Below are 21,906 nucleotides of genomic sequence, written 5' to 3' on the forward strand. Positions count from 1 at the left end.
AAAAACTACAATAACTCTTAGTAAGCTTAATAAAAATGTGGCTAGGCTTTGTTTGGGTGAATACCTGCCAGAAAGCCGAAGGACCACAGAAGCCCGCTTGTCCATAGTAGGAGAAAGATACGCTGTTTCCTAAGCGAGCGCTGCGGTCGGACTTGTGCGTCAGGTTGATAGACTACTTTCATTGATAAATTTTTTTGTAATAAAATCTTTTCACTATTTATGTAGGAATATATTCTAGATTAATTGAAATAAACCTTCTTAAACATAAAACTCCATAAACAGACGAAAGGGTAATCGACCCTTGACCTTAGTGAAAGTATGAACAATTTCTGAACATATATATAATAGATAAAAATAGAGGACAGGTGTCCTTTTGGGTGTATAATTCTCGAGATATAATTTGATTAAAGGAGGAGATATAGTATGGAGGATTTGATAGCAGCAATTGATATGGCGCCAAAGCCTCAAAAGGCCTATTTGCAGCAATTGTTTAAACACATCCCCATATCTAGTCGTTCCTGTCGTATTGTTGAGTTGAAAGCGAATACAAAGTTTTTATCGGCAAACGAACCCTGCAATGCAATTTGGGTGTTAATTGAGGGGCGTGTAAGAGCAGCGGAAGAGCAAATTTCAGGTGATGTCTATGTTTTTACTGAGTTCCAGGCGCCAGAGTTGTTCGGCGAAATGGAGGGATTTGCAGGAATCTCTTATTACAGAGTAACTTTAGTGACTATCACGGACTGTAAATTTATTGTCATGCCAATGAACAGCTTCTTAAACTGGATAAGGAATGATTCGGAGGCGTTGTTTTTACGAGTACGTACTCTTATGGGCCGCACTCTGGAAGAGACAAAAAACAATCATACGTATTTGTTTCTTGACGGATTCGATCGCCTAATGCTTTATATGACACAATATTATAGAAAGCATGCAAAAAACAAAACATGCATTATGCAAATCAAAAGACAACAGATTGCAGAGGAAACGGGTTTCAGCACAAAAACAGTTAACCGATCGATCAGAAAGCTTTCAGACAACGGATTAGTTACAATAGATGGAAGGAAAATCATCATATCCGAAAAACAATACGACCAACTTTTAGAATTGATTGATAAAAAGATAAGTCATTAATTCAGTCAAAGTAAAAGAGGGAGTGTGAAGTATGACTAACGTTTTAGAAATTGTCACATCAAGAAAACTGACGTACGAGCAAAAGGTAATGTCACTTGCACATGCTGCAGAGGATACTCTGTCCATTATGAGTATTCCAGAGAAAGCCAGATATTATTTTGATATTAAGGCAATAGATGATCTGTATGAGGGTCATGCACCTTACCGTCCACGCTATATTATGCCTGATTATGAGAGGTTTATTAAAAATGGCAGCGAGTTTTTACGGATTAGTCCACCGGAGGATTTGGATGAATTATTGAACTCCTTAATGATTCTTTATAGGCATGTTCCGTCTATCACGGGATTCCCGGTTTATCTCGGCAACATTGATAAGCTCATTGAACCATTTTTGGAAGGTGTTAGTGATGAGGAGGCAAAGAAAAAGCTTCGTTTATTTTTAAATTTCCTAGATCGCACTATTACCGATTCTTTCTGTCATGCTAATATTGGTCCGGAGCCAACTCGGGCCGGGAAGCTAATACTGGAGTTGGAAAAGGATTTGCAGAATGCAGTTCCTAACTTTACGCTGAAATATGATCCGGATATTACTCCAGATGACTATGCAGAACTAGGAATTTATACCAGCTTATTCTGTGCCAATCCTGCCATATGTAATCATAAGGTGCATAAGGAAACCTATTCCTCTGATTACGGTATTTCTAGCTGTTACAACATTCTGCCAATCGGCGGTGGTGCCTATACGCTTTCCCGTATAACTCTGCCTGGACTTGCAAAGGTTGCCACAAGTATAGATCAATTCTTAAATCAGCTGCTTCCAGATTGTCTACTGGAATTGGGAAATTACATGAATGAACGTGTGAGTTTTTTGGTTGAAAAATCTGGGTTCTTTGCGACTTCTTTCCTTGTTAAGGAAGGTTTAATCCATCCGGACAATTTTATTGGTATGTTGGGAATTACCGGTCTGGCTGAGTGTGTAAATCTTCTGATGGGGGATAATGGTAAACGCTATGGGCACGATGTCGAGGCTGACAACCTTGCTGATACAATAATGACTATTATTTCAGATTTTGCCGCACAGTTTCCAGCAAAGTATTCTAAAATTTCTAATGGTCGTTTAATGCTTCATGCGCAGGTTGGTATGGATTACGATCTAGGAATCACTTCAGGTGTGCGGATCCCAGTAGGTGATGAACTGGAGAATGTTTACGATCATCTGCGTCATAGCGCACGATTCCATAGGCTCATTACGACTGGCTGCGGAGATATTTTCCCATTTGAAACCACTGGTCGAAATAATCCTGGTGCTATTCTTGATATTGTAAAAGGTGCATTTTCATTAGGTGCAAAATACATTAGTTTTTACGAGGAGAATAGCGACTTGGTACGTATTACCGGTTATTTAGTAAAACGTAGTGAGATGGAAAAATACCGAAATGAGCAGATAGTTCTGCAAGGTACTACACATCTTGGTGCCCCCAATTACGATCATAACCGCCTTGAAAATAGAAAGGTAAGGGGAGTATGACCAGGGCTCCTGTAAACAAGATAATCCCCTTAAGCCTTGTAGATGGGCCGGGTAATCGTACATCTATATTTTTGCAAGGATGCAACGTATCCTGTGCCTATTGCCATAATCCTGAAACACAAGCTGTATGCAATCACTGTGGCATTTGTGTAAGCGGTTGTCCTTCGGGTGCATTGACGATCTTTAACAGCCGTGTAAAATGGGACCCTGAAATATGTAGGCTCTGTGACCAATGTATTAAAGTTTGTCCGACTTTCGCCTCACCGCGTGTGAGAAATTTGAGTCCAGAAGAGGTCTTTCAGGAGATTGAAAAGAATATTCCATTTATACGAGGGATCACTGTATCGGGAGGGGAATGTACCCTTTACCCTAATTTTTTGAAGGAACTGTTTGCCCTAGCTAATGAAAATGGACTTACATGCTTAATTGACAGCAATGGTACGACAGATTTCAGCCGCTTTCCCGAATTGATGCAGCTTTGCAATGGTGTCATGCTGGATGTGAAGGCTTGGGATGAACAAATTTACAAAAAACTAACTGCGGGCGCTACTAATTCTATCGTTAAGAAGAATCTTCACTATCTTGCAGATTGTAACAAATTAGAGGAATTACGAATTGTATGCCTGCCGGGTGAGGTTGACGCGGAAGTCGTCATCAGTGGAATTGCGCAGACAATTGGTGAAAAAGCCTGCAGCGTGAGATTAAAACTTATTAAGTTTAGGCATTATGGGGTAAAGGGGCGTTTACAAAATACTCCCTCTCCAGACGACGCATATATGCAGAAACTTTTGCAGTTGGCTGTCGGATTTGGTTTCGAAAAGGCAGTCATAGTTTAATAGTAAGTTGTTAAAGAATATCCTTATCAGCTTTTTTAAAATCAGAATAAAAATAATTAATTGAATATTCAGTTTTATTTTAATATCGATAAAAAATCTTGGTTCAGCACCAAAGCTCATCGGGAGGAAGAAATGACTGTTAAATCACGACTTAAAATTATGATGTTTCTTCAGTTTTTCATTTGGGGATGTTGGCTTGTTACTCTTGGCTCGTATATGATCAATCATTTACATTTTACGGGTATGCAAGTTGGACTTGTTTATAGTTCAACAGGGCTTGCTTCACTTCTTATGCCAAGTCTAGTTGGAATTATTGCAGATCGTTGGATAAAGGCAAATAGATTATATGGAATTTGCCATTTCCTTGGTGCGATTGCCTTATTTACAGCTGCACGGATTTCAGATCCTGACCTTATGTTTTGGGTGATGCTTTTTAATGCAATGGTTTACATGCCGACGATTGCTTTATCTAATACTATTTCATATTCAAGCCTGGAAAAAGAAGGACTTGATGTAACGAAAAATTTCCCATCTGTTCGTGTTTTTGGCACAATTAGTTTTATTCTTGCCATGTGGACAATTAGTCTAGGGAAACTGGAGTTAAGCAACATCCAGCTATACATTGCTGCTGGAGCTTCGATCTTACTTGCACTGTATTCACTAATGTTACCTGACTGTCCAACATCAAATGTCAAAAAGGACAAGTCATTAGTAAGTCTTTTGGGACTAGATGCTTTCGTATTATTTAAGCAAAAGAGAATGGCGATATTTTTCGTGTTTGCTATGCTGTTAGGTGCAGCACTGCAGATAAACATTACATTTGGCGACCCATTCTTACATGACTTTGCTCTAAACCCTAACTATAAAGATAGTCTTGTTGTTAAATATCCAGCGATATTATTATCAATGGGACAAATTTCAGAAGTATTCTTTATTCTTGCCATACCATTTTTCTTACGGAAACTTGGGATTAAGAAGGTAATGCTGCTGAGTATGGTGGCATGGACATTACGCTTTGTTTTCTTCGCTTATGGTAACCCATCTAGCGGCGGGTTCTTCTTATTGCTATTATCAATGATTGTGTATGGTGCTGCATTTGACTTCTTTAATATTTCCGGATCTATGTTTGTAGAAAAAGAAGTGGATCATCGAATTCGTGCGAGTGCACAAGGCTTATTCATGACAATGGTCAACGGAATCGGGACCTATTTAGGGGCTGTTATTAGTGGAAAAATAGTGGATTATTTCACAGTTGATGGGGTGAAAGACTGGCAAAATATCTGGTTAGTTTTTGCAGCGTATACCATCATTCTCGCAGTCATTTTTGTGGTAAGCTTTAGATACAAAAATGACCGTGATGCAATGAAAAATGTAAAGGCAGCTGCGTGAATCACAGTTTCATTTTAAATATCATCCTATTCTATTGATTAAATGTATGTATTTCGTGGACCCAAAACATAAAAAAATCTATCCAAAACCCGAATAAAATGTTATTCGGGTTTTTCTGTTTCCATCATAAAATTTCGGAACCAAACCGAATCAAACGAAATCTTGACCGAAGATCAACGGGAGATACGCTCTTGAGACCTTCGGTTTTTTTCTGTAGAATGAGAAAAAAGTCGAAATAAAAGTCCGATTTATAAAGGACTATAAAGGTTATGTGAGTAGCCATCCTTTCATTATTAATTCTAATCCGTTCATCGGAAATGCCCTTAAGATAGTAAAAAAAGTTTTCACGGTAATGTCTATTTTTTTTTTACATTACAAGGAGAAAAAGGCGAAAAAAAAGCGAGAAAAATAACTAATCATAAAAAAACTTTTTCGACTCCATATGAATAAGGAGGATCAATACAAGAGGATGAAATTTTCAAAGTTAGGTATTATAGTGCTATTTTGCATAATTATAGGAGGAATTGTAGGGTTTTTGACATGGGGTTTTTTAGCTGTTACTTCTTTTACAACTCACTTTTTATGGGATACCTTACCAAAGACCCTTCATTTTAAAAATTGGACCCTATTACTGTGTTTAGTTGGAGGTGTTCTTGTAGGTTTATGTCAAAAGTACTTTGGTAATTACCCGCGTAATATGGAGGATGTATTAGCAGAATTCAAGGAAACCAAAAGAGTTGATTATAGGTCAGTACATAAGAGTACATTGACTGCACTTTGTGTTCTTTCTTTTGGAGCCAGCCTTGGTCCTGAGGCGGCTTTAGTTGGTATAATAGGAGGTCTTTCTACGTGGGCAGGAGACACTATTAAATCTTTAGTTAAGAAAAAATCAGTTTTAAATAAATATGGAGAAATAATAATTGAGTATAGTATTGAGGCTACAATTGGCATGATTTTTAGAGCACCACTATTTGGGGCTACTACCTTCTTTGAGGATAAAAAAGATTCAAGACGTATAAAGCTGATAAAAATAATTGTTTATTCAATCACTACTGTTGCGGGTTTTGGTGTATTTATTTTTTTATCAAAAATAGATTACAGAAAAATTTCTTTAGTTGATTTTGGTTCAGCAGTAGTAGGTAAAAATGAAATTATAGCTATGATACCACTTATCCTTATAGGATTATTATTTGCCATATTATTTGAGTTTTTTGGAGAAATTCTTCATAAGGTATTTAAACCACTTGAAAATTATAAAATAATCAAAGCAGTTATTGGTGGATTAGTATTAGGATTAATAGGTACTATTCTTCCTACAATGTTATTTTCAGGGGAGCATCAACTAACAGAATTACCAGCAGAATGGAAAGGTATGTCGATTTATTTATTGTTGATATCTGCTATTGTAAAGTTATTCATAACAGAATTTTGTTTAGCCACTGGTTGGCGTGGAGGACATATATTTCCTGTTATTTTCGCAGGAGCAAGTTTAGGATATGGAATGGCATTGTTATTTCCGATAGATCCAGTAACATCAGTTGCGATTGTAACTACTTCACTCACAAGTGGAATAATGAAAAAGCCAATAGCAGCTGTATTTATTTTAATCATTCTATTCCCAATAAAGCTAATTATACCAATGATAGTAGCAGCCTATTTGCCAATATATATATTTAAGTACAAGAATAAACTAATGCAAAAATCATATTAATGCTTATTACTATCAGCTTTCTATCCGTAAGCGTCAAATAATCCCCATCTTATTAAAGGTGGGGATTATTTGACGCTTACATATAATTGAACAAGACCCTTTAAAGGAAACTGGATATTTATGTTAAAATCTAGATCAGTTTTGAAGGATTTTTGAAGATTATTGGAGTGAAGGATGACTATCTATTAAATGAAATTAATGACATAGAATTCAATATTAGCCCCTACCCTATAAAAAAAATCGAAGTCCTTACCCAATATTTAAGAGCTCTTCTATAAGACCGTTTCCCCGTGGCACTGGGTAATATTGTCCTATAGAGCTCTTCTATTAGACCGTTTCTCGGTGCCACTGGGTAATATTGTCCAATAGAGCTCTTCTATAAGACCGTTTCACCGTGACATTTGGTGATATTGTCCAATAGAGTTCTTCTATTAGACCGTTTCCCGGTGGCACTGGGTGATAATGTCCAATAGAGCTCTTCTATTAGACCGTTTCCCGGTGTCACTGGGTGATATTGTCCAATAGAGCTCTTCTATAAGACCGTTTCCCGGTGGCACTGGGTGATATTGTCCTATAGGAATCTTCTATAAGACCGTTTCCCGGTGCCACTGGGTGATAATGTCCAATAGAGCTCTTCTATTAGACCGTTTCACCGTGGTACATGGGGATCTTGTACTTTTGGGCTTCTTCTAATCTCCTTTGTTTTATTTTATCTAATGTAGGAGGAAGCATTTCTATTGCGATTAAATAATGATTTAGTTTAGTAATTTTCATTCTTCAAATCATCAACTTACATATAAACCCCACATACCACAGGATGTGGTTGAAATTCGAATTTATGGAACATTAGGCTAGTTAAGCCCGATAGAATCCAAACTTGGACACCTTAAAAAAACTGTCTAGTTTAGTGTTGACAATCCAATTTTACTTAAACTAAAGGTAGCAGATTAGTTGGACAAGGTTTTTTAAATTTTTGAATTACTAAATAAAACTTTTGTTAGAGATAAACGTCTAAACATCGAAGTTCTTAAAAAGGGGGGGATGAATGTGTCGGATATTAGGAATAGAGAAATCATTAAATGGTACGAGGATTTTAACGAACCTATTTTTAAGTTTATTTTTATGATGATACAAGATTATCAACAAGCAGAAGATTTAAGACACGAGACTTTTTTAAAGGCCTATATTCATTATGATTCATATAGGCGTAAATCCAATCCAAAAACATGGCTTTTTAGTATAGCTCATAATTTAACAATTGATTTTATCCGAAAACGTAAGCCGATCTTGCTTTTTAAAGAAGCATTTTTCTTCAAGAAGGATACCAATCCGTTACCTGACGAAATGATTCAAATTAAGGAAAGTTCATATGAACTTTATAAAGCATTAGGTGCAATTAAAGATTCATATAGGGAAGTGATTATATTACGGAAAATTAAAGAGTTCTCTATTGAAGAAACAGCCGAAGTTTTAGGTTGGTCTGAAAGTAAGGTTAAGTCAACACTTTATAGAGCTATCCCTGTATTGGAAACGCAATTGTTAAAGGAGGGTTATTTGCGTGAAGGAACAATATACAAGAAGTTTATTGGATACTGAATTATCAAATTTAGAGGCAGATATAGTATGGAAAAACGCCCAAAATAATGAATTAAAACATAAATTGTTAACGGATATAAATAAACTTTCCTTAAAAGCAAAGCTAAATAAAATATTTGTTTTTCCTGTAAGGATGTGTGCAGTGGCTGCCATTTTTGTCATAGCCTTTGTTCTTGTAAAACAGGAAGATTCCAATGTTAGCCATTTGTCAAACGGTTCTTATTCTAATAGAGTCAACACATCCGAGCAACAGACTCAAGATAAAGATGTATCCGTTACTGTCTCTAGAGAAGAACAAGACTTGATCGAAAGAGTAAACGGCAATAAGGTACTCTTTTTAACAGAAGAAGCAGTCATCCCATCTAATGTAATCATTCCTTCAATTATAGGAGAACCAAAGATTACCGCAACTAAAGATAATAATCGTGTCCTAGTGAGTGTAACTTACCCTGTTAAAGGAGATAAATTCCTATCGATTAATACTGCTATTAATAAACAAGGTTCTGCGAAGCTCGCATACGAATCGTTAGTAAAGAGGTACTCCAGTTTTAAATCTTTGTTAACCATTGGAAATCATCAAGCAATTCTTCCAAAACTAGTCGAAGCAGATGGGGGTCCTCAGTTAATCGTGGTCAGCAATGAATTTATCTATTATATTTCGGGTGGACAAAGTAGTGATGATCTTATTAAAATGGCTAAATTAATCAGTTTTAATAAATAGTAATAGTAAATTGTTTGTATAGCAGTTGATTTTGATTTAGGCACCTTAAACTGCATACTAATAACAAGTAAAAATGCTCAGAGAAATACTCTGAGCATTGGTTTTATTTTTGTATTTATTCAATTAAAATCCCCATTGGCCAATGAAAGTTATGATTAAAATGCCGCAGTCCAGCCACCATCGGCTACGATGACTGTTCCGTTCACAAAGCTAGATTCATCAGAAGCTAAAAATAGAGCAACCTGTGCAATTTCTTCTGATTGACCAATTCTTGGCATTACAGCCTGTACCGCCTGTAGACGACTTGCGCCGAATTCATTGATGTTTTTCATAGATGAACCAATGTTTGTTACAACGCCGCCTGGGGCAATGGCATTACAGCGAATACCTTTATTTGCATACATGAAACCGGTATTCTTGGTAAGACCCACAACTGCATGTTTTGATGCCCCATATGCAGCACCTGCATGAGCACCATTTAATCCGCCAGTAGAAGCAGTATTAAGGATTACTCCTTTTCCTTTTTCTAAGAAAATCGGTATAGCTTTACGCATTGCACGCATTACACCTTTTGTATTAATATCAAATATTAAATCCCATCTTTCATCACTAATGTCACCAACAGGTTCAAATCCATCCATAATCCCAGCATTATTAACTAATATATCTAAAGTCCCATAATCATTTACTGCTGTATCAATCATATTTTCGATATCTTCTAATTTTGCCACATTAACTTGAACGGCTTTAGCTATTCCACCATTATTCGTGATCCCTTCTGCAACCGTTTTTGCCCCTTCGATGTTAAGGTCAGCTACAATGACTTTTGCCCCTTCTTTAGCATACAATTCTGCAATCGCTTTTCCCATGCCTGATGCTGCTCCAGTTACAACTGCAACTTTATTTTGAAGTTTCATTAAAAATTCCTCCATCCATTTGAATGCGTCTTTTTAATTTTACTGAATATTTGTTTATTATCCATCATCAATTTTAGAATATGATCAATGTAAATTATTATTATAAGTTTTGTGGGTGTAAAACATACATTAACAGAACACCTTAATACAAACAGACATAGTATGATGCTTTTCTAAATCTTTGTTTTGTTGTCAACGTTCTTCAGCTGGACTTTTATAGTTTTGCTTCTCAGCTGTTGTTCTCTCTTGGTTCGATACTACCTTTCTTTTGGGCATGAATAGAGTCACAATGAATGCTATGATAGATAAAATTGCGATAAAAAAGTAAGCATCACTTGTACCAAGTATAGAAGATTCCTTCATAAGTTGAGCTTTGGCTAGCACTTCGCCAGATTGAATCAACGTAGCAGCATGATTAGTTGTGCTAGTTGTCATAATCGTTACAACCAGTGCAGTTCCGATCGCACCTGCTACTTGGCGAACTGTGTTAGTTACGGCTGAACCGTGAGTATTTAGGTGTTTCGGAAGTGCATTCAGTCCGGCAGCATTGATAGGCATCGTCAGGAAACTCATACCAATGCGTAAGGTTATAGTCCTAATCATCAAATAGGTAAAACTTGTCGTTTCACTTAAATTGGTCACTCCCCATATTGAAGGGATAATAAAGATAAGACCTATCAGAGCTAGTGGTTTTGCACCGACTTTATCGAATAAGCGACCAGTTACAGGTGACATCAAAGCATTTAATAATGCACCCGGCAGCAACAGTAAGCCTGTGTCAAGCACCGTGTATCCTCTACTTGACTGCAAATAGATAGGAAGTAAAATCAAATCTGCATACATCACCACCGTTACCAAAATATTAATGATCGCCGTCATCGTGAACATCCTATCCTTGAAGACACGTAGATCCAGCATAGGATCAATGGAAGTAAGCTGGCGCCGACTGAAGAGAATAATGAAGAGAACACCGCCGATTAAACAAGATAACACCACCGGGCTTCCCCATCCGTCTGAGCCTGCACTGCTAAACCCATAAAGCATACCGCCGAACCCTACGGTTGAAAGAATGATACCGATGATATCGAGTTTTGGTTTGGATGTCTCTGATACATTTACTAGATATTTAATCGATAAAGCGATGACGATGGCAACAAGTGGGAACATGCCGATAAATATCCAACGCCATGAGGAATGTTCGATAATGACTCCTGCCAAAGTAGGGCCGATTGCTGGTGCGAAGATCATCACAAGCCCAATTAATCCCATGGCAGTTCCACGGTTTTCCTCAGGAAACACCACAAGGACAACCATCATTAATAGAGGCATAATTATACCAGCTCCTGCAGCTTGAATCAGTCGACCTGTTAATAAAAAAGCGAAGCTCGGTGCAATGGCATTTATGAAAGTCCCCACTAACAATAGAACCATTGAGCTGATGAAAAGTTGCCGAGTGGAAAATCGTTTCATTAAAAAGGCAGTCACCGGAATTAAAATACCATTCACCAGCATAAAGCCAGTTGACAGCCATTGAACTGTTGCAGCGGAAACCTCAAATTGCTTCATCAAATCTGGTAAAGCAACATTTAATATCGTCTGATTCAGGACTGAAAGAAATGAGCCCAAGAGTAAGACGAATAGAAGAATCCCTTTTTTTACTTGTTTATTAGGTTGATCCATGATCTATTACACGTTCCTTTCTCGTTGGTTATTTAATTGACATTAAGTTGTTTAATTGATAATGTGTCAATAAAGTATATGTTAACATGAGAATAGTGAAAATAGCCATTTACACTTTTTAGATAAATGTATACTAATTGACGATTTATTGAATATGTGTCGTAAAAATAATAAATTATAGACGAAGGGTGGATATGATGTCTAACAACGAGAAGATGAAGGTGGATCCTCGAATTAAACGTACAAAGAGAATGTTTAAAGACGCAATCATTTCATTGATCCAGGAAAACTACGATAAAAGCAAATTGACTGTTCAAAATATTGCTGATCGAGCCGAATTAAACCGTGCGACTTTCTACTTACATTATCAAGATATTGATGATCTAATGGAGCAAATGATTGATGAAGTTCTTGACGAGTTAAATAAAACTATGAAGTCTCCATCCGAGGATAATCAGTCAATTAATAAAGGATACCCAACACCTCGGACCCGGCTTATCTCTTTTCTAGAGCATTTTTATCGAAATGCCGGCCTCTACAATGTGATGCTGGAGAACAAGGATTTTCGCAAAAGAGTTTTCGGTATATTGTTAGATATCGTCACTTTTTGGGCTGAAGATAGAAAAGAGAGAGGACGGTCGTTTCAGGTGCCCAATGAAATAATTGCTTCCTCGACACTAGGCATCTTATCGTGGTGGTTACAAGAAGGGACACCATATAGTCCAAGCTACTTAGCAAACCAGATCATTCTGATGTCCAAATAAAACTACTCTTCCATATAAGGTCAACCAAAAATGTCTTTTGGTTGACCTTATTACTGTATAGGTGGATTCTTTTATAATGATTGCTTAGCAAAAAATAATCACCAACATCCCATGTGTTGACTGATAAACTCTGGACACGGAGAGACAGTAGTTCTGCTCGAAAGAAAACATAAGACAAAATAGAGTGCAAAGCGAGCAATCGTAACTAAAAATAATAAATTCTTATAGAAATTGAATATGTTTCCATATACATCCTATAATATAGAGGTAATTTATGAGACTATAGCTCAAGAAGAAAAGCAACCTTCATCATAGAATTAGCAAGTGCTTTTTCTTTTGCTAGAGGGAATTGGAGGTAAGCATGGGAAGATTAGTTCATTTCGAAATTCATGTAGATGACATGGATCGGGCAAAGAAGTTTTATGGAGAGGTATTCGGATGGTCATTTCAAGATTGGAGTGATTATGCAGGAATGCCTTACTTTGGAGCAGTGACTGGCAATGAAGATGAACCTGGCATCAATGGTGCTTTGATGCAACGTCAAAGTGCACCGCCAGAAACCAATCAGAGTTTAAATGCATATGCTTGTACAATGGGAGTGGAAGATTACGATACAACTGAAACTAAAATTATTGAGAATGGAGGCAAGGTCGCATTGCCCAAGTACGCCTTGCCTGGAATGGCGTGGCAGGGATACTATATTGATACCGAAGGAAATATATTTGGAATTCATCAACCAGATGTCAACGCCAAATAGATTTTCACATTACGTAAATCCGAAGGATCATATAGTTGCCCCAAAAAGATATCCGTATCTCAGTTCATTAAAAATGATGACTCGACTTTGAAAGTTTTTCAAAGCCGAGTCAATCAGTAAATGAAGGAATTTCAATAATTTCTTTTTGCTAAGGAAAACTTACCATTTGGAGTCATGGAGAGGTAATTTAATATGTTTAAATTTGGAATGGGATGATGTCCTGTTTCTTTTTTTTGTCTATCTTAACAATACAGGTTTAAGTAATAAGGAGTAAATTTATATGAATTCCTACCCAGTCTCAATCATTTTTCTACAAGTAGAGAGCAAGAGTCGATTCTTTGTCAGATTTTTCTACATTAAATTACAATTATATTACATTACCGACAGTTTCATTGTTTTTAGTCCATTTGGAATATAAACTGGTAGTATATTAGGAATCTGAAATAATGATAGGTTACAAAAGGAGATTTTGTGATGATAAGAAAATTATTTAAATATTCGGTATCGGCTGCCGTCCTCGCCACAATGATTCAAGCAACACCTACTTTTGCAAGTCCAGTAGAATCATCAGTGACAAAAGGACAAATCGATGCGACAAAAGGACAAATCAATGACTTTGAAACAAAAATCCAACAATTAGATAACCGAATCAGCTTAGCAATGGAGAAAAGTCAAACACTAAACGATCAAATAAAAATACAACAAGGAAAAATTAAAGAAAGCAAGGTTGAAATTGAAAAAGCCCAAAAGGACTTAGACTCTCACAAAAAGGTCTATTCTGAACGACTAAAAAGCATTCAGTTAGAGGGAAAACCGTCAATTGTCACCTACGCAGAACTTTTGCTTTCGTCTAATGACATTTCTGAGTTTTTAAATCGTTTTACTGCTATTTCACAAATTATGGAAAGTGACACAGACTTACTGAAGGGTTTAAATGAAAAAGAACAAGTGTTAAAAGATGCAGAGCAAAAATTACATAATGAATTCGACAAATTAAAAAAGAGCCAGAATGAATTAGCTTCTGAACAAAAAAAGATTGAAGAAGATAAAAATGAAGTTGAAAAAGAATTAGCGGATGCAAAAAACAAATTACAAAGCCAACAAGATCAACTAGCTCAACAAGAGGCAGAGCGGCAGGCTCAGTTAGCCCGACAGCAGGCTCAACAACAAATCCTATTATCCCAACAACGATCTCAACAACAATCTCAACAACAATCTTCAGTAAACAATGATTCAAAATCAACACCATCGGCTGAGGTACCTAGTATAACCAACGCTGATGCGGTAAGCACCATCATTGCAACTGCTAAACAATATTTGGGCGTTCCTTACGTTTGGGGTGGAACTACGCCAAGTGGATTTGATTGTTCGGGATTCACTTCATACGTTTATCGTTCTGTTGGTATTAATCTACCGAGAGTGTCACGAGACCAGCAAAATCTTGGAACTAGAATTTCTCCGAGTCAAGTACAGCCAGGAGATTTAGTATTCAGGGGTTCCCCTGCCTATCATGTTGGTATTTATATTGGAGGTGGGCAATATATACATGCCCCACAAACGGGTGATGTTGTGAAAATTGCTCCGTATAATCCATCTGCTTTTACTAGTGCTGCTAGAGTATTACATTAAGGATGGCAATTTTTGAAGTGATACTTATAGTGAAAGACCATGTAGAAAAAAGATAATTATTTTTTGCAAAACATATATATTTCAAGCTTTGTAATTCTAAATATAAATATCCAGCAACATCCCATGTGTTGCCACATACACTCTGGACAGGTGGAGTGCTGTTCGTTGATAGAATTGATTAGATAATTGGCAGAGGGTTCGAGAACCTAAAAAAGATTCTCGGACTCCATCTGCATGCAATTTGATTCTGTCAATTGATTCCTTAAAAGGTACTTGATTTGTTCTTCCTTGTCTACAAAATTATTTTGCAAAATTTCCTCCCTATTGATCGATAGGATTTTCCTCCTTTTCCAACATATATCAAAAATCATTTCCCTTCTTTTACTACTTAATTGTTGAGCAATGTCCACACGGACAACCAGGTGCTTATCAGAAATTCTTTCTATTAGTTGATTTTGTTTGTCTTGCATTTTAAACTTCACAGTAGGGGTTCCTCCTTAAGCTTTTGAGTTAGAGTGGTGTCTATACTCATATCTTACTGAGGAGCTCTATTTTTTAAAAAGTTGAAAAATAACGATCTACAGGAATGCTAAAGGGGCATTTACTCTAAGAAGCAACTTGGATTAGAAAAATAGAAATAACAATTAGGAAAAGAAGCTAAATATGAGATGGAATGAATGATATATGATTTTAAATAAAATTCTCCTTTGTAGAGGGGCTCTTAAATAAGGTAATATGAATATAAAATCGAATTCCTAATAATTTTACAAACAGTTTGAATACATAAGCTCTCAGTCTTTAAATTGAAAATAAAAAAGAGGTGAATATTCAATGTTCGGATTAGAATCAGCAAAAGTAGACTTGAAATTAGATAAGAAAGAGTATATTCCAGGCGAAACCATGACGGGCAAACTTTTAATCAAAGGAGGATCCCGTGATAAAAATATATACAGCTTAGAAAGCATTTTGCATGTCAAAGTAATTAAGGACAAGATTCCCAAAATCACACCTCTGATTAAGTATTCTTTAGAAGAAGACCGATGTTTATTCATTCAATCCAAAAGCTACAGGGAAGTTCCTTTCGAGTTGATATTGCCAAGAAATATTCCCGTAAGTACTGATAAGGTAGAATATCACCTTTCTACTAAACTGGATATAGACTTAGGAAAGAATGCTTCTAATCGTAACGAGATTACCGTTCTTTTACCTCCTTCAAGTAGCCAGATTCTAAAAGCCACTGAAACATTAGGTTTTTTTCAGGAGGACAATTTTATTACGGAAAGAGGACAATCTTTTCGTTTAGTGCATGAATACGCGGGTACTGAAATTGATTTGTCCTTTTTTGATATTTCAGAAGGGGTTTTTGTTAAAATGGGTTTACAGAAATTCACAACGGAACTACCAAGTCCAGATGTTCTATCCAATCAATTTTTTATACCGTCGTCTATCAGTGTGGAGGATATTCCTGAAATAGTAGATAAGGCTATCAATGAAGCTTTAAAAAATCCTTTGATGTTTACAAGCGAGCTCGCCATTTATAAACATAATATTGGTAATACCAAAAAAGCCTACGTTACGGGATTTATCATCGGGAATATGATTTGATTTCAGAAAGGGAACCTTATAAAATGACGAGTTTCCTTTTTTAAGTCACATTCTTTAGAAATGAACATTTGTTTTAAAAAAGATGTCTCTGCTAAAGAACAATGTTGATATTCATACCTCTGTTTTATTACCAAATGCAACGTTTTCTGGGGTAATCCTGTTGCTAAGAGTTCAATCTTGAAGGTGATAGAAGTGAAAAAATTTTTGTATCTATTAGTTTTCATCGTTATAATAACTGGAGTGATTTTGATAAGAAATATTGTGTCTGATAAAACCCAAACACTCAGATATAAAAACGTCAGTATAAAGTATGATTTTTTACAGAAAAACATAGATGAAAGACTTTCAAAATCAGATAGCGAAGAAATAAAGAAAATCTTGAATAATCGTAGTCTTTTTTCTGATAATCCATCATGTGGTTTTAGTAAAGACATTTCATTTCAGTTTAATGATGGGGACATTATCTATTCAATAGCTCGTGATACATGTCCAATGTTTAAAGATGAAAAAACAGGCACTTATTTTCAAATATCAGAAAAAGAGCGTGACAGAATAAATAAAATCCTTGAGAAATATGGGGTTACATTTCCAGCACTTTAAAGATAGTAAAAATCCAAAGAACAGCTTCCATTCTCTGTGGTTTAGTTCTGCTGCATGGATGACTAACGGATTCGATTTTTTAGCATGCTCTTATTAAAGTAAAGGATCAGGTTGAATAAAAAGCGGTATAAGGAATGCTTAAGATGCTCTTTTTCAAAGGGTCAGCTTTTTACATTTTAAGTTTAAATTATGGTAGAAAAAACGGATTAAAACAATGATTAAGTTTAATTGTGAAGAATTGCACTTAAACTAGCGGGTGCAAGAACGTAAAAACAACGAATCTTTCGTTGCTTTTTTTTTGACACTTTTCTAAAAGTATTTTCTATAAAATTCTCTTTTAAGGATTCCACTTAATTAGGCAATGATATCCGTAGTTTGAGCCAATAAGTCTTAAGAAAAGACTTATTGAAGTTCTGTCGGAATTAATAAAATTTCATCAAGTATGATAACTTCCCTGACGTTAGCTGTCAGGGAAGTTTTATTATAATAGTTTATATCAATTGTGATTGGGGTGTTATTGGATGCAATCAAAAAAAGTTTATCTTTATGTATTTAATACAATGTCAGACTGGGAATATGGATATTTAATTGCTGAACTAAACTCAGGAAGATATTTCAAAAAAGATTTAGCACCTTTAAAAGTAGTTACAGTAGGAGCTAATAAAGAAATTATTACTACGATGGGAGGACTGAGCATAAAACCAGATATTTCCCTTGATGAGTGTACTCTTGAGAGTAAAGATCTTTTAGTTTTACCTGGAGGGAATACTTGGGGAGAAGATATTCATCAACCTATCTTGAAAAAAATTGGCGAAGCTTTAAAGCTTGGCACTATTGTTGCTGCAATTTGTGGTGCAACTGAGGGACTAGCGAATATTGGATACCTAGATTCTAGAAAGCATACAAGCAATAACTTAGAGTATATTAAAATGGTCTGTCCTAATTATAAAGGAGAAAAATTTCATGAGATGGGACCTGCAGTATCTGGTGAGAATTTGGTTACTGCATCAGGAGTAGCTCCTCTGGAATTTGCGATGGAAGTACTAAAAAAATTAGATGTATTTGCACCAGATACATTGCATTCATGGTATAACCTAAATAAGACTCATAAACCTGAATACTTCTTCGAGTTAATGAGTTCAATAAATAGATGAGCTAAAAAATCAACTTAGCAGTTTAATATTAGTTTAAATAATTCCCATGCTTTAGACGATGTCAAAGCATGGTTTTTGTATATAACTTAAAATTGTTTATGGAAGTGGTGAGGACAGTAGGTTTTCCAATGCACTTGGCGAAGATGTGGAGGAGTTTATTCTCCCCTCAATTAAAGAAATCTAAAAGTATGGTGCTTATTACGTTATAGGGCGCTTTTCCTAAATAAGATATGCGCTCTTTCTTTGTGAATAGGCCGCAATTCAAGAATAGATATTGCCCTCTAAATAATTTTTTTATTTCACTTCTTTAATGTCTTTTGATTTCAAGATGTATATCAATGATATAACCATGATAAGACTTCCACAAAACAACATAATATTTGATATTGTTATATTCATAACAAGAGCTAATGAAACAAAAGCATAGGAAAGTGGAACAAGTCCGTTAGAGGATGCGTTAACAAGGCTCATAACCCGACCTATTTTATCTTTCTGACTTTTTTCTTGAATTGTTGATATGAGAGAAACGTTGATGACAGATGAAAGTATCCCCATCAACGCTAATAAAACAATTCCTTGCCAAAGGTAATTGATTTGTCCAAGTATTGATAAACAAATCCCTAGGGCAGTAATCATTACTAGGATGGTTATGCCTCTTTTTTTCTTGAAGTTTAATATTCCGATAATCAAAGCTCCGGCAAGCATCCCTCCTTGATAAGAACTTTGAAGAAAGCTTAAATCTAAAGCTTCTCCACGAATCACGTTATCGGTGATAAGAGGAATGCCCATTTGAAGAGGACCAAAAAAGAAAAAATTTACTATAATAAGAATTATGAGCATGTTTTTCAGAAATGACATCTGCCATACATAATTTAACCCTTCTTTTAATTCCACTTTTGTAGAACTCTTTTTTTGTGGTCTTGCACTTTTTTCTTCTCCGATTAAAAAAGAAAAAATGAATGTCATCAATAAAAAGGCAACGACAATTGAAAACAAAAGACTAAAAGATCCTACAAGGAGAATCCATCCACCTATAACAGGCCCTGAAAACATCGCAATTTGATTTGAACTTTGAATAAATGAATTTGCTCTTGTTAGTACATCATTTGAAACTAGCGATGGAAGTAATGAGGTGTTAGCGGGTGAAAAGAAAGCATCTAGAATCCCGAAAAGTAATGCGAAACCAATGAGTGGCAATAATTCAAGTAGGTTCATTTGAAGAAATAGAATCATAGCCATAACTAATAAGCATCTGATAAAGCTTGAAACAAGCATGATTCGTGACCTTCTAAATCGATCTGCCCATACTCCGCCAATAGTCATAAATAGGACACGGGGGATCATAGTCACCATCATAACAACCCCCAGAGCAGCTTCCTTTTTCAGCACGGTAATAATATACCACTGTTCAGCGAATAAATAAGTTGATAATCCCAGAAAAGAAGTTGTACTTGATAGCCATAGAAATATAAAAGCCCGATTTTTTAAAAGACTTGATGCCTCTCTATTTACATTGGGTGACGTAAGTGTTTGCTGATTACTCAATATAATCCCCCCATTACATTAATCGCTCTCACTCTAATTCTTTTTCTTAAAAATAGGTTCTTCAATTTGAAAAGCAGTCGTCATTAAATAGTAATGTTGCTTTTCTTCTTCCGTATCCATATTTTTTAATGTTTCTAGAAGCTCTCTATATTTTTGTGTGAACTCTAAGAATTTTTCTTTACTCACTGCGAATTCCGTTTGAAGGGAAAGATTGGTCCATTCTTCTACATTTGAAGAGTGTAATTCGAATGTTTCTTCAGGGGCTGTTAACACTCTCGTTTTAGCACGATCTAACACTTCTAAGAACGATTGTCTTGTGGCATCTTTAGATTCTACATAATTAAGCAAATGATCTGCTGGGATGAACCCTCTTGCCACTGCTTGATAATACTTTAATATATTCCCTCCTCTTTCTTCTTTTCTAACAAGCTTTATGATCCCATGCTTCTCTAATTCGCGAATGTGATAAAGGATTTTGGCCCTCGATAGGTTAAGCTCGTTAGCAAGCATGTGAACTGTATATGGCTGTTCGACCAAATAGATTAGCATCTTAGTTCGGAGAGGATCACTTATAGCCTTTAATTGTTCATATGTTTCAATAATTGTTACAGATTTTTGTTCCACTAGATAACCACCTTTTTAACCGGTTAATATTTATTAACTGAATTGTAAACCATAACCAATCAATGTGTAAATAAAAATTTAATTAATGTATAAGTTTGTTTAAAGACTTAATGATAGCCAATAGGGGATTCCTCGTTTCTTCAACAATCGGGCGCTTTTCTGTAATAAGGAAAAGTGCTTTTTTTCATTATAGGGCCATTTAATTGAGTAAAAAGTTTTAAAACTCGATTGAATTCTTCTCTCATTACTTGGGCTAGAACCTGATCGGAAGGGGAAAAGCAATCTGCTCCCCAAAAATTAAAAGGACCGATTTATTTTTTACAATCGATCCTTTTAATTCTGTAATCAGGTTTATCTTGACCCATAAATAATCCCTATACATTAGATAGGATGGAGGCGACATCCTCGATCGCCTTTCTGGCTGCTGAACTGATACCTGCAAGCTGAAAGAATCCGTGGTTCACCCCAAGGTACCGTCGGCATTGTACTTCTACACCTAATTCCAATAAACGACGGTATAATGCCTCTCCCTCATCGACGAGAGCATCATATTCAGCAGTTAAAATATGGGTTTCCGGAAGGCCAGCGAGATCATCCCTGTATAAAGGACTCGCTTCTGGGTGATCAGGAGATACATTAGATAAATAAGCCTCAAAGCCACTTAAAAGTGCGTCTCGTGTAATAACATAATCATCACCGAATTTTTTATAACTATCGCTTGAAGCAGTCGCATCGAGCATCGGATAAATGAGAACTTGGCGCTTAGGCATCCATTGTCCTTGGTTTTTGAGTCGTAGACATGTAACTAAAGCAAGATGTCCGCCTGCGCTGTCGCCCGCAATTGTAATGTCATCAGGATTTCCGCCCCACAACGTGGCGTGTTCTCGGACGATATGTGCAGATTTGACTGCATCATCATGTGCAGCAGGATAAACATGCTCCGGTGCCAATCGGTAATCAACGGCAATTACCAGACAGCAGCCCAAATTAGCCAACATTCTCAATTGACGATCGTGAGTGTCGAAATCACCGCTTACAAAGCAGCCTCCATGATAATAAATTAAAATAGGAAGGTTAATTTGATCCGACGATTTGTAAATACGGAGTGGTAAGCCATCAATCGTTTGGTCAAATATATCCAATACAGGGACAGCATCTCCGGCAAGGTCGATTGTGTTCAAATATCCTTGTCGACGCTCCTGAATGCTTTGCTGTCTTGCTGATGGACGCCCAGCTTCTATAAACTGTGCAACCAATTTTCGAATACCGGGCTCCAGATTGTTTAAATGTGTCATTTATGATTCCCTTTCAGTTTTAAAAAATATTTTCCTATATGATAATTCAATGTAGGTATCGAATACAAATATAAGTTATTAGCATTAAATTAATCACTTCTTAAAAACATAATGTAAATCAAAACGACATTAAAAGATTCTCATAATGTGAGTATGCTAATGATATTTTCATGTGTAAATTTCCTAATTAATATTGAGATTAATAAACAATACTATCTTCAGCAATCGGTCGCTTTCCTGTAATAAGGAACAGTGCTTTTTTTCATTATAGGGCCAGATTGTGGAACAACAATTTTAAAGTAAATTGGATATTAATGTTAAAAAATAGATAAAATTGTGAAAGAATGTATTTAAACTAAAGGGTCAGGTTAGCTCAAAAATGAGTGATTAAAAATTTGAGATTTTCAAGTATTGTACTATGATG

19 protein-coding genes and 1 pseudogene are annotated in these 21,906 nt (G+C 36.0%); 14 read left to right on the plus strand and 6 right to left on the minus strand.

The genetic code is table 11. The features are described 5' to 3' along the window. Positions 1 to 423 precede the first annotated feature (423 nt). The 7 genes from RTR43_RS10120 to RTR43_RS10150 all read left to right on the plus strand — a co-directional run bounded on the left by RTR43_RS10120 (position 424) and on the right by RTR43_RS10150 (position 8,912). Positions 424 to 1,131 (plus strand): Crp/Fnr family transcriptional regulator, encoded by a 708-nt coding sequence (locus tag RTR43_RS10120; RefSeq protein ID WP_312471560.1) that lies wholly within the window; start codon positions 424 to 426, stop codon positions 1,129 to 1,131. Positions 1,132 to 1,162: 31 nt separating this feature from the next. Then, a complete protein-coding gene (locus tag RTR43_RS10125) occupies positions 1,163 to 2,659 on the plus strand; it encodes a YjjI family glycine radical enzyme (RefSeq protein ID WP_312471563.1) in 1,497 nt (498 codons plus the stop codon). Next, on the plus strand, positions 2,656 to 3,495 hold the full coding sequence (locus RTR43_RS10130) for a YjjW family glycine radical enzyme activase (RefSeq protein ID WP_312471564.1): 840 nt from the start codon (positions 2,656 to 2,658) through the stop codon (positions 3,493 to 3,495). The genes RTR43_RS10125 and RTR43_RS10130 overlap by 4 nt, the downstream gene beginning before the upstream one ends. 132 nt (positions 3,496 to 3,627) lie before the next feature. Next, on the plus strand, positions 3,628 to 4,884 hold the full coding sequence (locus RTR43_RS10135; protein ID WP_312471567.1) for a nucleoside permease: 1,257 nt from the start codon (positions 3,628 to 3,630) through the stop codon (positions 4,882 to 4,884). Between the two features lie 469 nt (positions 4,885 to 5,353). Further along, positions 5,354 to 6,595, plus strand: a complete 1,242-nt coding sequence (locus RTR43_RS10140) for a chloride channel protein (RefSeq protein ID WP_312471569.1) — start codon at positions 5,354 to 5,356, stop codon at positions 6,593 to 6,595. 1,047 nt (positions 6,596 to 7,642) lie between these two features. Continuing rightward, entirely contained in the window at positions 7,643 to 8,191 is a 549-nt protein-coding gene (locus RTR43_RS10145) for an RNA polymerase sigma factor (protein WP_396954559.1), read from the plus strand. Further along, entirely contained in the window at positions 8,154 to 8,912 is a 759-nt protein-coding gene (locus RTR43_RS10150) for a hypothetical protein (protein ID WP_312471571.1), read from the plus strand. The genes RTR43_RS10145 and RTR43_RS10150 overlap by 38 nt, the downstream gene beginning before the upstream one ends. 155 nt (positions 8,913 to 9,067) lie before the next feature. Here the strand turns inward: RTR43_RS10150 and RTR43_RS10155 are convergent, their stop codons facing one another. Both RTR43_RS10155 and RTR43_RS10160 read right to left on the minus strand, forming a co-directional pair. Then, entirely contained in the window at positions 9,068 to 9,829 is a 762-nt protein-coding gene (locus RTR43_RS10155; protein WP_312471572.1) for an SDR family oxidoreductase, read from the minus strand. A 192-nt stretch (positions 9,830 to 10,021) separates the two neighbouring features. Next, complete coding sequence (locus tag RTR43_RS10160) at positions 10,022 to 11,509, minus strand: DHA2 family efflux MFS transporter permease subunit (RefSeq protein ID WP_312471573.1); 1,488 nt, start codon at positions 11,507 to 11,509, stop codon at positions 10,022 to 10,024. A gap of 194 nt (positions 11,510 to 11,703) precedes the next feature. Here RTR43_RS10160 and RTR43_RS10165 point away from each other — a divergent pair, with 194 nt between their 5' ends. From RTR43_RS10165 to RTR43_RS10175, 3 genes are all read left to right on the plus strand, one after another. Further along, entirely contained in the window at positions 11,704 to 12,273 is a 570-nt protein-coding gene (locus RTR43_RS10165) for a TetR/AcrR family transcriptional regulator (RefSeq protein ID WP_312471575.1), read from the plus strand. Between the two features lie 361 nt (positions 12,274 to 12,634). After that, complete coding sequence (locus RTR43_RS10170) at positions 12,635 to 13,030, plus strand: VOC family protein (RefSeq protein WP_312471577.1); 396 nt, start codon at positions 12,635 to 12,637, stop codon at positions 13,028 to 13,030. 474 nt (positions 13,031 to 13,504) lie between these two features. Next, complete coding sequence (locus RTR43_RS10175; RefSeq protein WP_312471579.1) at positions 13,505 to 14,659, plus strand: C40 family peptidase; 1,155 nt, start codon at positions 13,505 to 13,507, stop codon at positions 14,657 to 14,659. 206 nt (positions 14,660 to 14,865) lie between these two features. Here the strand turns inward: RTR43_RS10175 and RTR43_RS10180 are convergent, their stop codons facing one another. Continuing rightward, positions 14,866 to 15,141, minus strand: a complete 276-nt coding sequence (locus RTR43_RS10180; protein ID WP_312471706.1) for a hypothetical protein — start codon at positions 15,139 to 15,141, stop codon at positions 14,866 to 14,868. Between the two features lie 349 nt (positions 15,142 to 15,490). Here RTR43_RS10180 and RTR43_RS10185 point away from each other — a divergent pair, with 349 nt between their 5' ends. The 4 genes and pseudogenes from RTR43_RS10185 to RTR43_RS10200 all read left to right on the plus strand — a co-directional run bounded on the left by RTR43_RS10185 (position 15,491) and on the right by RTR43_RS10200 (position 18,018). After that, complete coding sequence (locus RTR43_RS10185; RefSeq protein WP_312471581.1) at positions 15,491 to 16,264, plus strand: sporulation protein; 774 nt, start codon at positions 15,491 to 15,493, stop codon at positions 16,262 to 16,264. 177 nt (positions 16,265 to 16,441) lie between these two features. After that, a complete protein-coding gene (locus RTR43_RS10190) occupies positions 16,442 to 16,864 on the plus strand; it encodes a hypothetical protein (protein WP_312471583.1) in 423 nt (140 codons plus the stop codon). 377 nt (positions 16,865 to 17,241) lie between these two features. Beyond that, positions 17,242 to 17,310, plus strand: a pseudogene (locus tag RTR43_RS10195) (WYL domain-containing protein); the annotation flags it as partial. Between the two features lie 75 nt (positions 17,311 to 17,385). After that, positions 17,386 to 18,018, plus strand: coding sequence for a type 1 glutamine amidotransferase family protein (locus tag RTR43_RS10200; RefSeq protein WP_312471585.1), 633 nt, complete (start codon positions 17,386 to 17,388; stop codon positions 18,016 to 18,018). A gap of 294 nt (positions 18,019 to 18,312) precedes the next feature. Here RTR43_RS10200 and RTR43_RS10205 read toward each other — a convergent pair whose 3' ends face one another. The 3 genes from RTR43_RS10205 to RTR43_RS10215 form a co-directional block, all read right to left on the minus strand. Further along, a complete protein-coding gene (locus tag RTR43_RS10205) occupies positions 18,313 to 19,563 on the minus strand; it encodes an MFS transporter (protein WP_312471586.1) in 1,251 nt (416 codons plus the stop codon). 33 nt (positions 19,564 to 19,596) lie between these two features. After that, complete coding sequence (locus RTR43_RS10210) at positions 19,597 to 20,187, minus strand: ArsR/SmtB family transcription factor (RefSeq protein ID WP_312471587.1); 591 nt, start codon at positions 20,185 to 20,187, stop codon at positions 19,597 to 19,599. Positions 20,188 to 20,561: 374 nt separating this feature from the next. Further along, positions 20,562 to 21,368, minus strand: coding sequence for an alpha/beta hydrolase (locus RTR43_RS10215; protein ID WP_312471588.1), 807 nt, complete (start codon positions 21,366 to 21,368; stop codon positions 20,562 to 20,564). Positions 21,369 to 21,906 lie beyond the last annotated feature (538 nt).

This window comes from Neobacillus sp., assembly GCF_031988165.1.
GTDB classification, from domain to species: domain Bacteria; phylum Bacillota; class Bacilli; order Bacillales; family Cytobacillaceae; genus Neobacillus; species Neobacillus rhizosphaerae.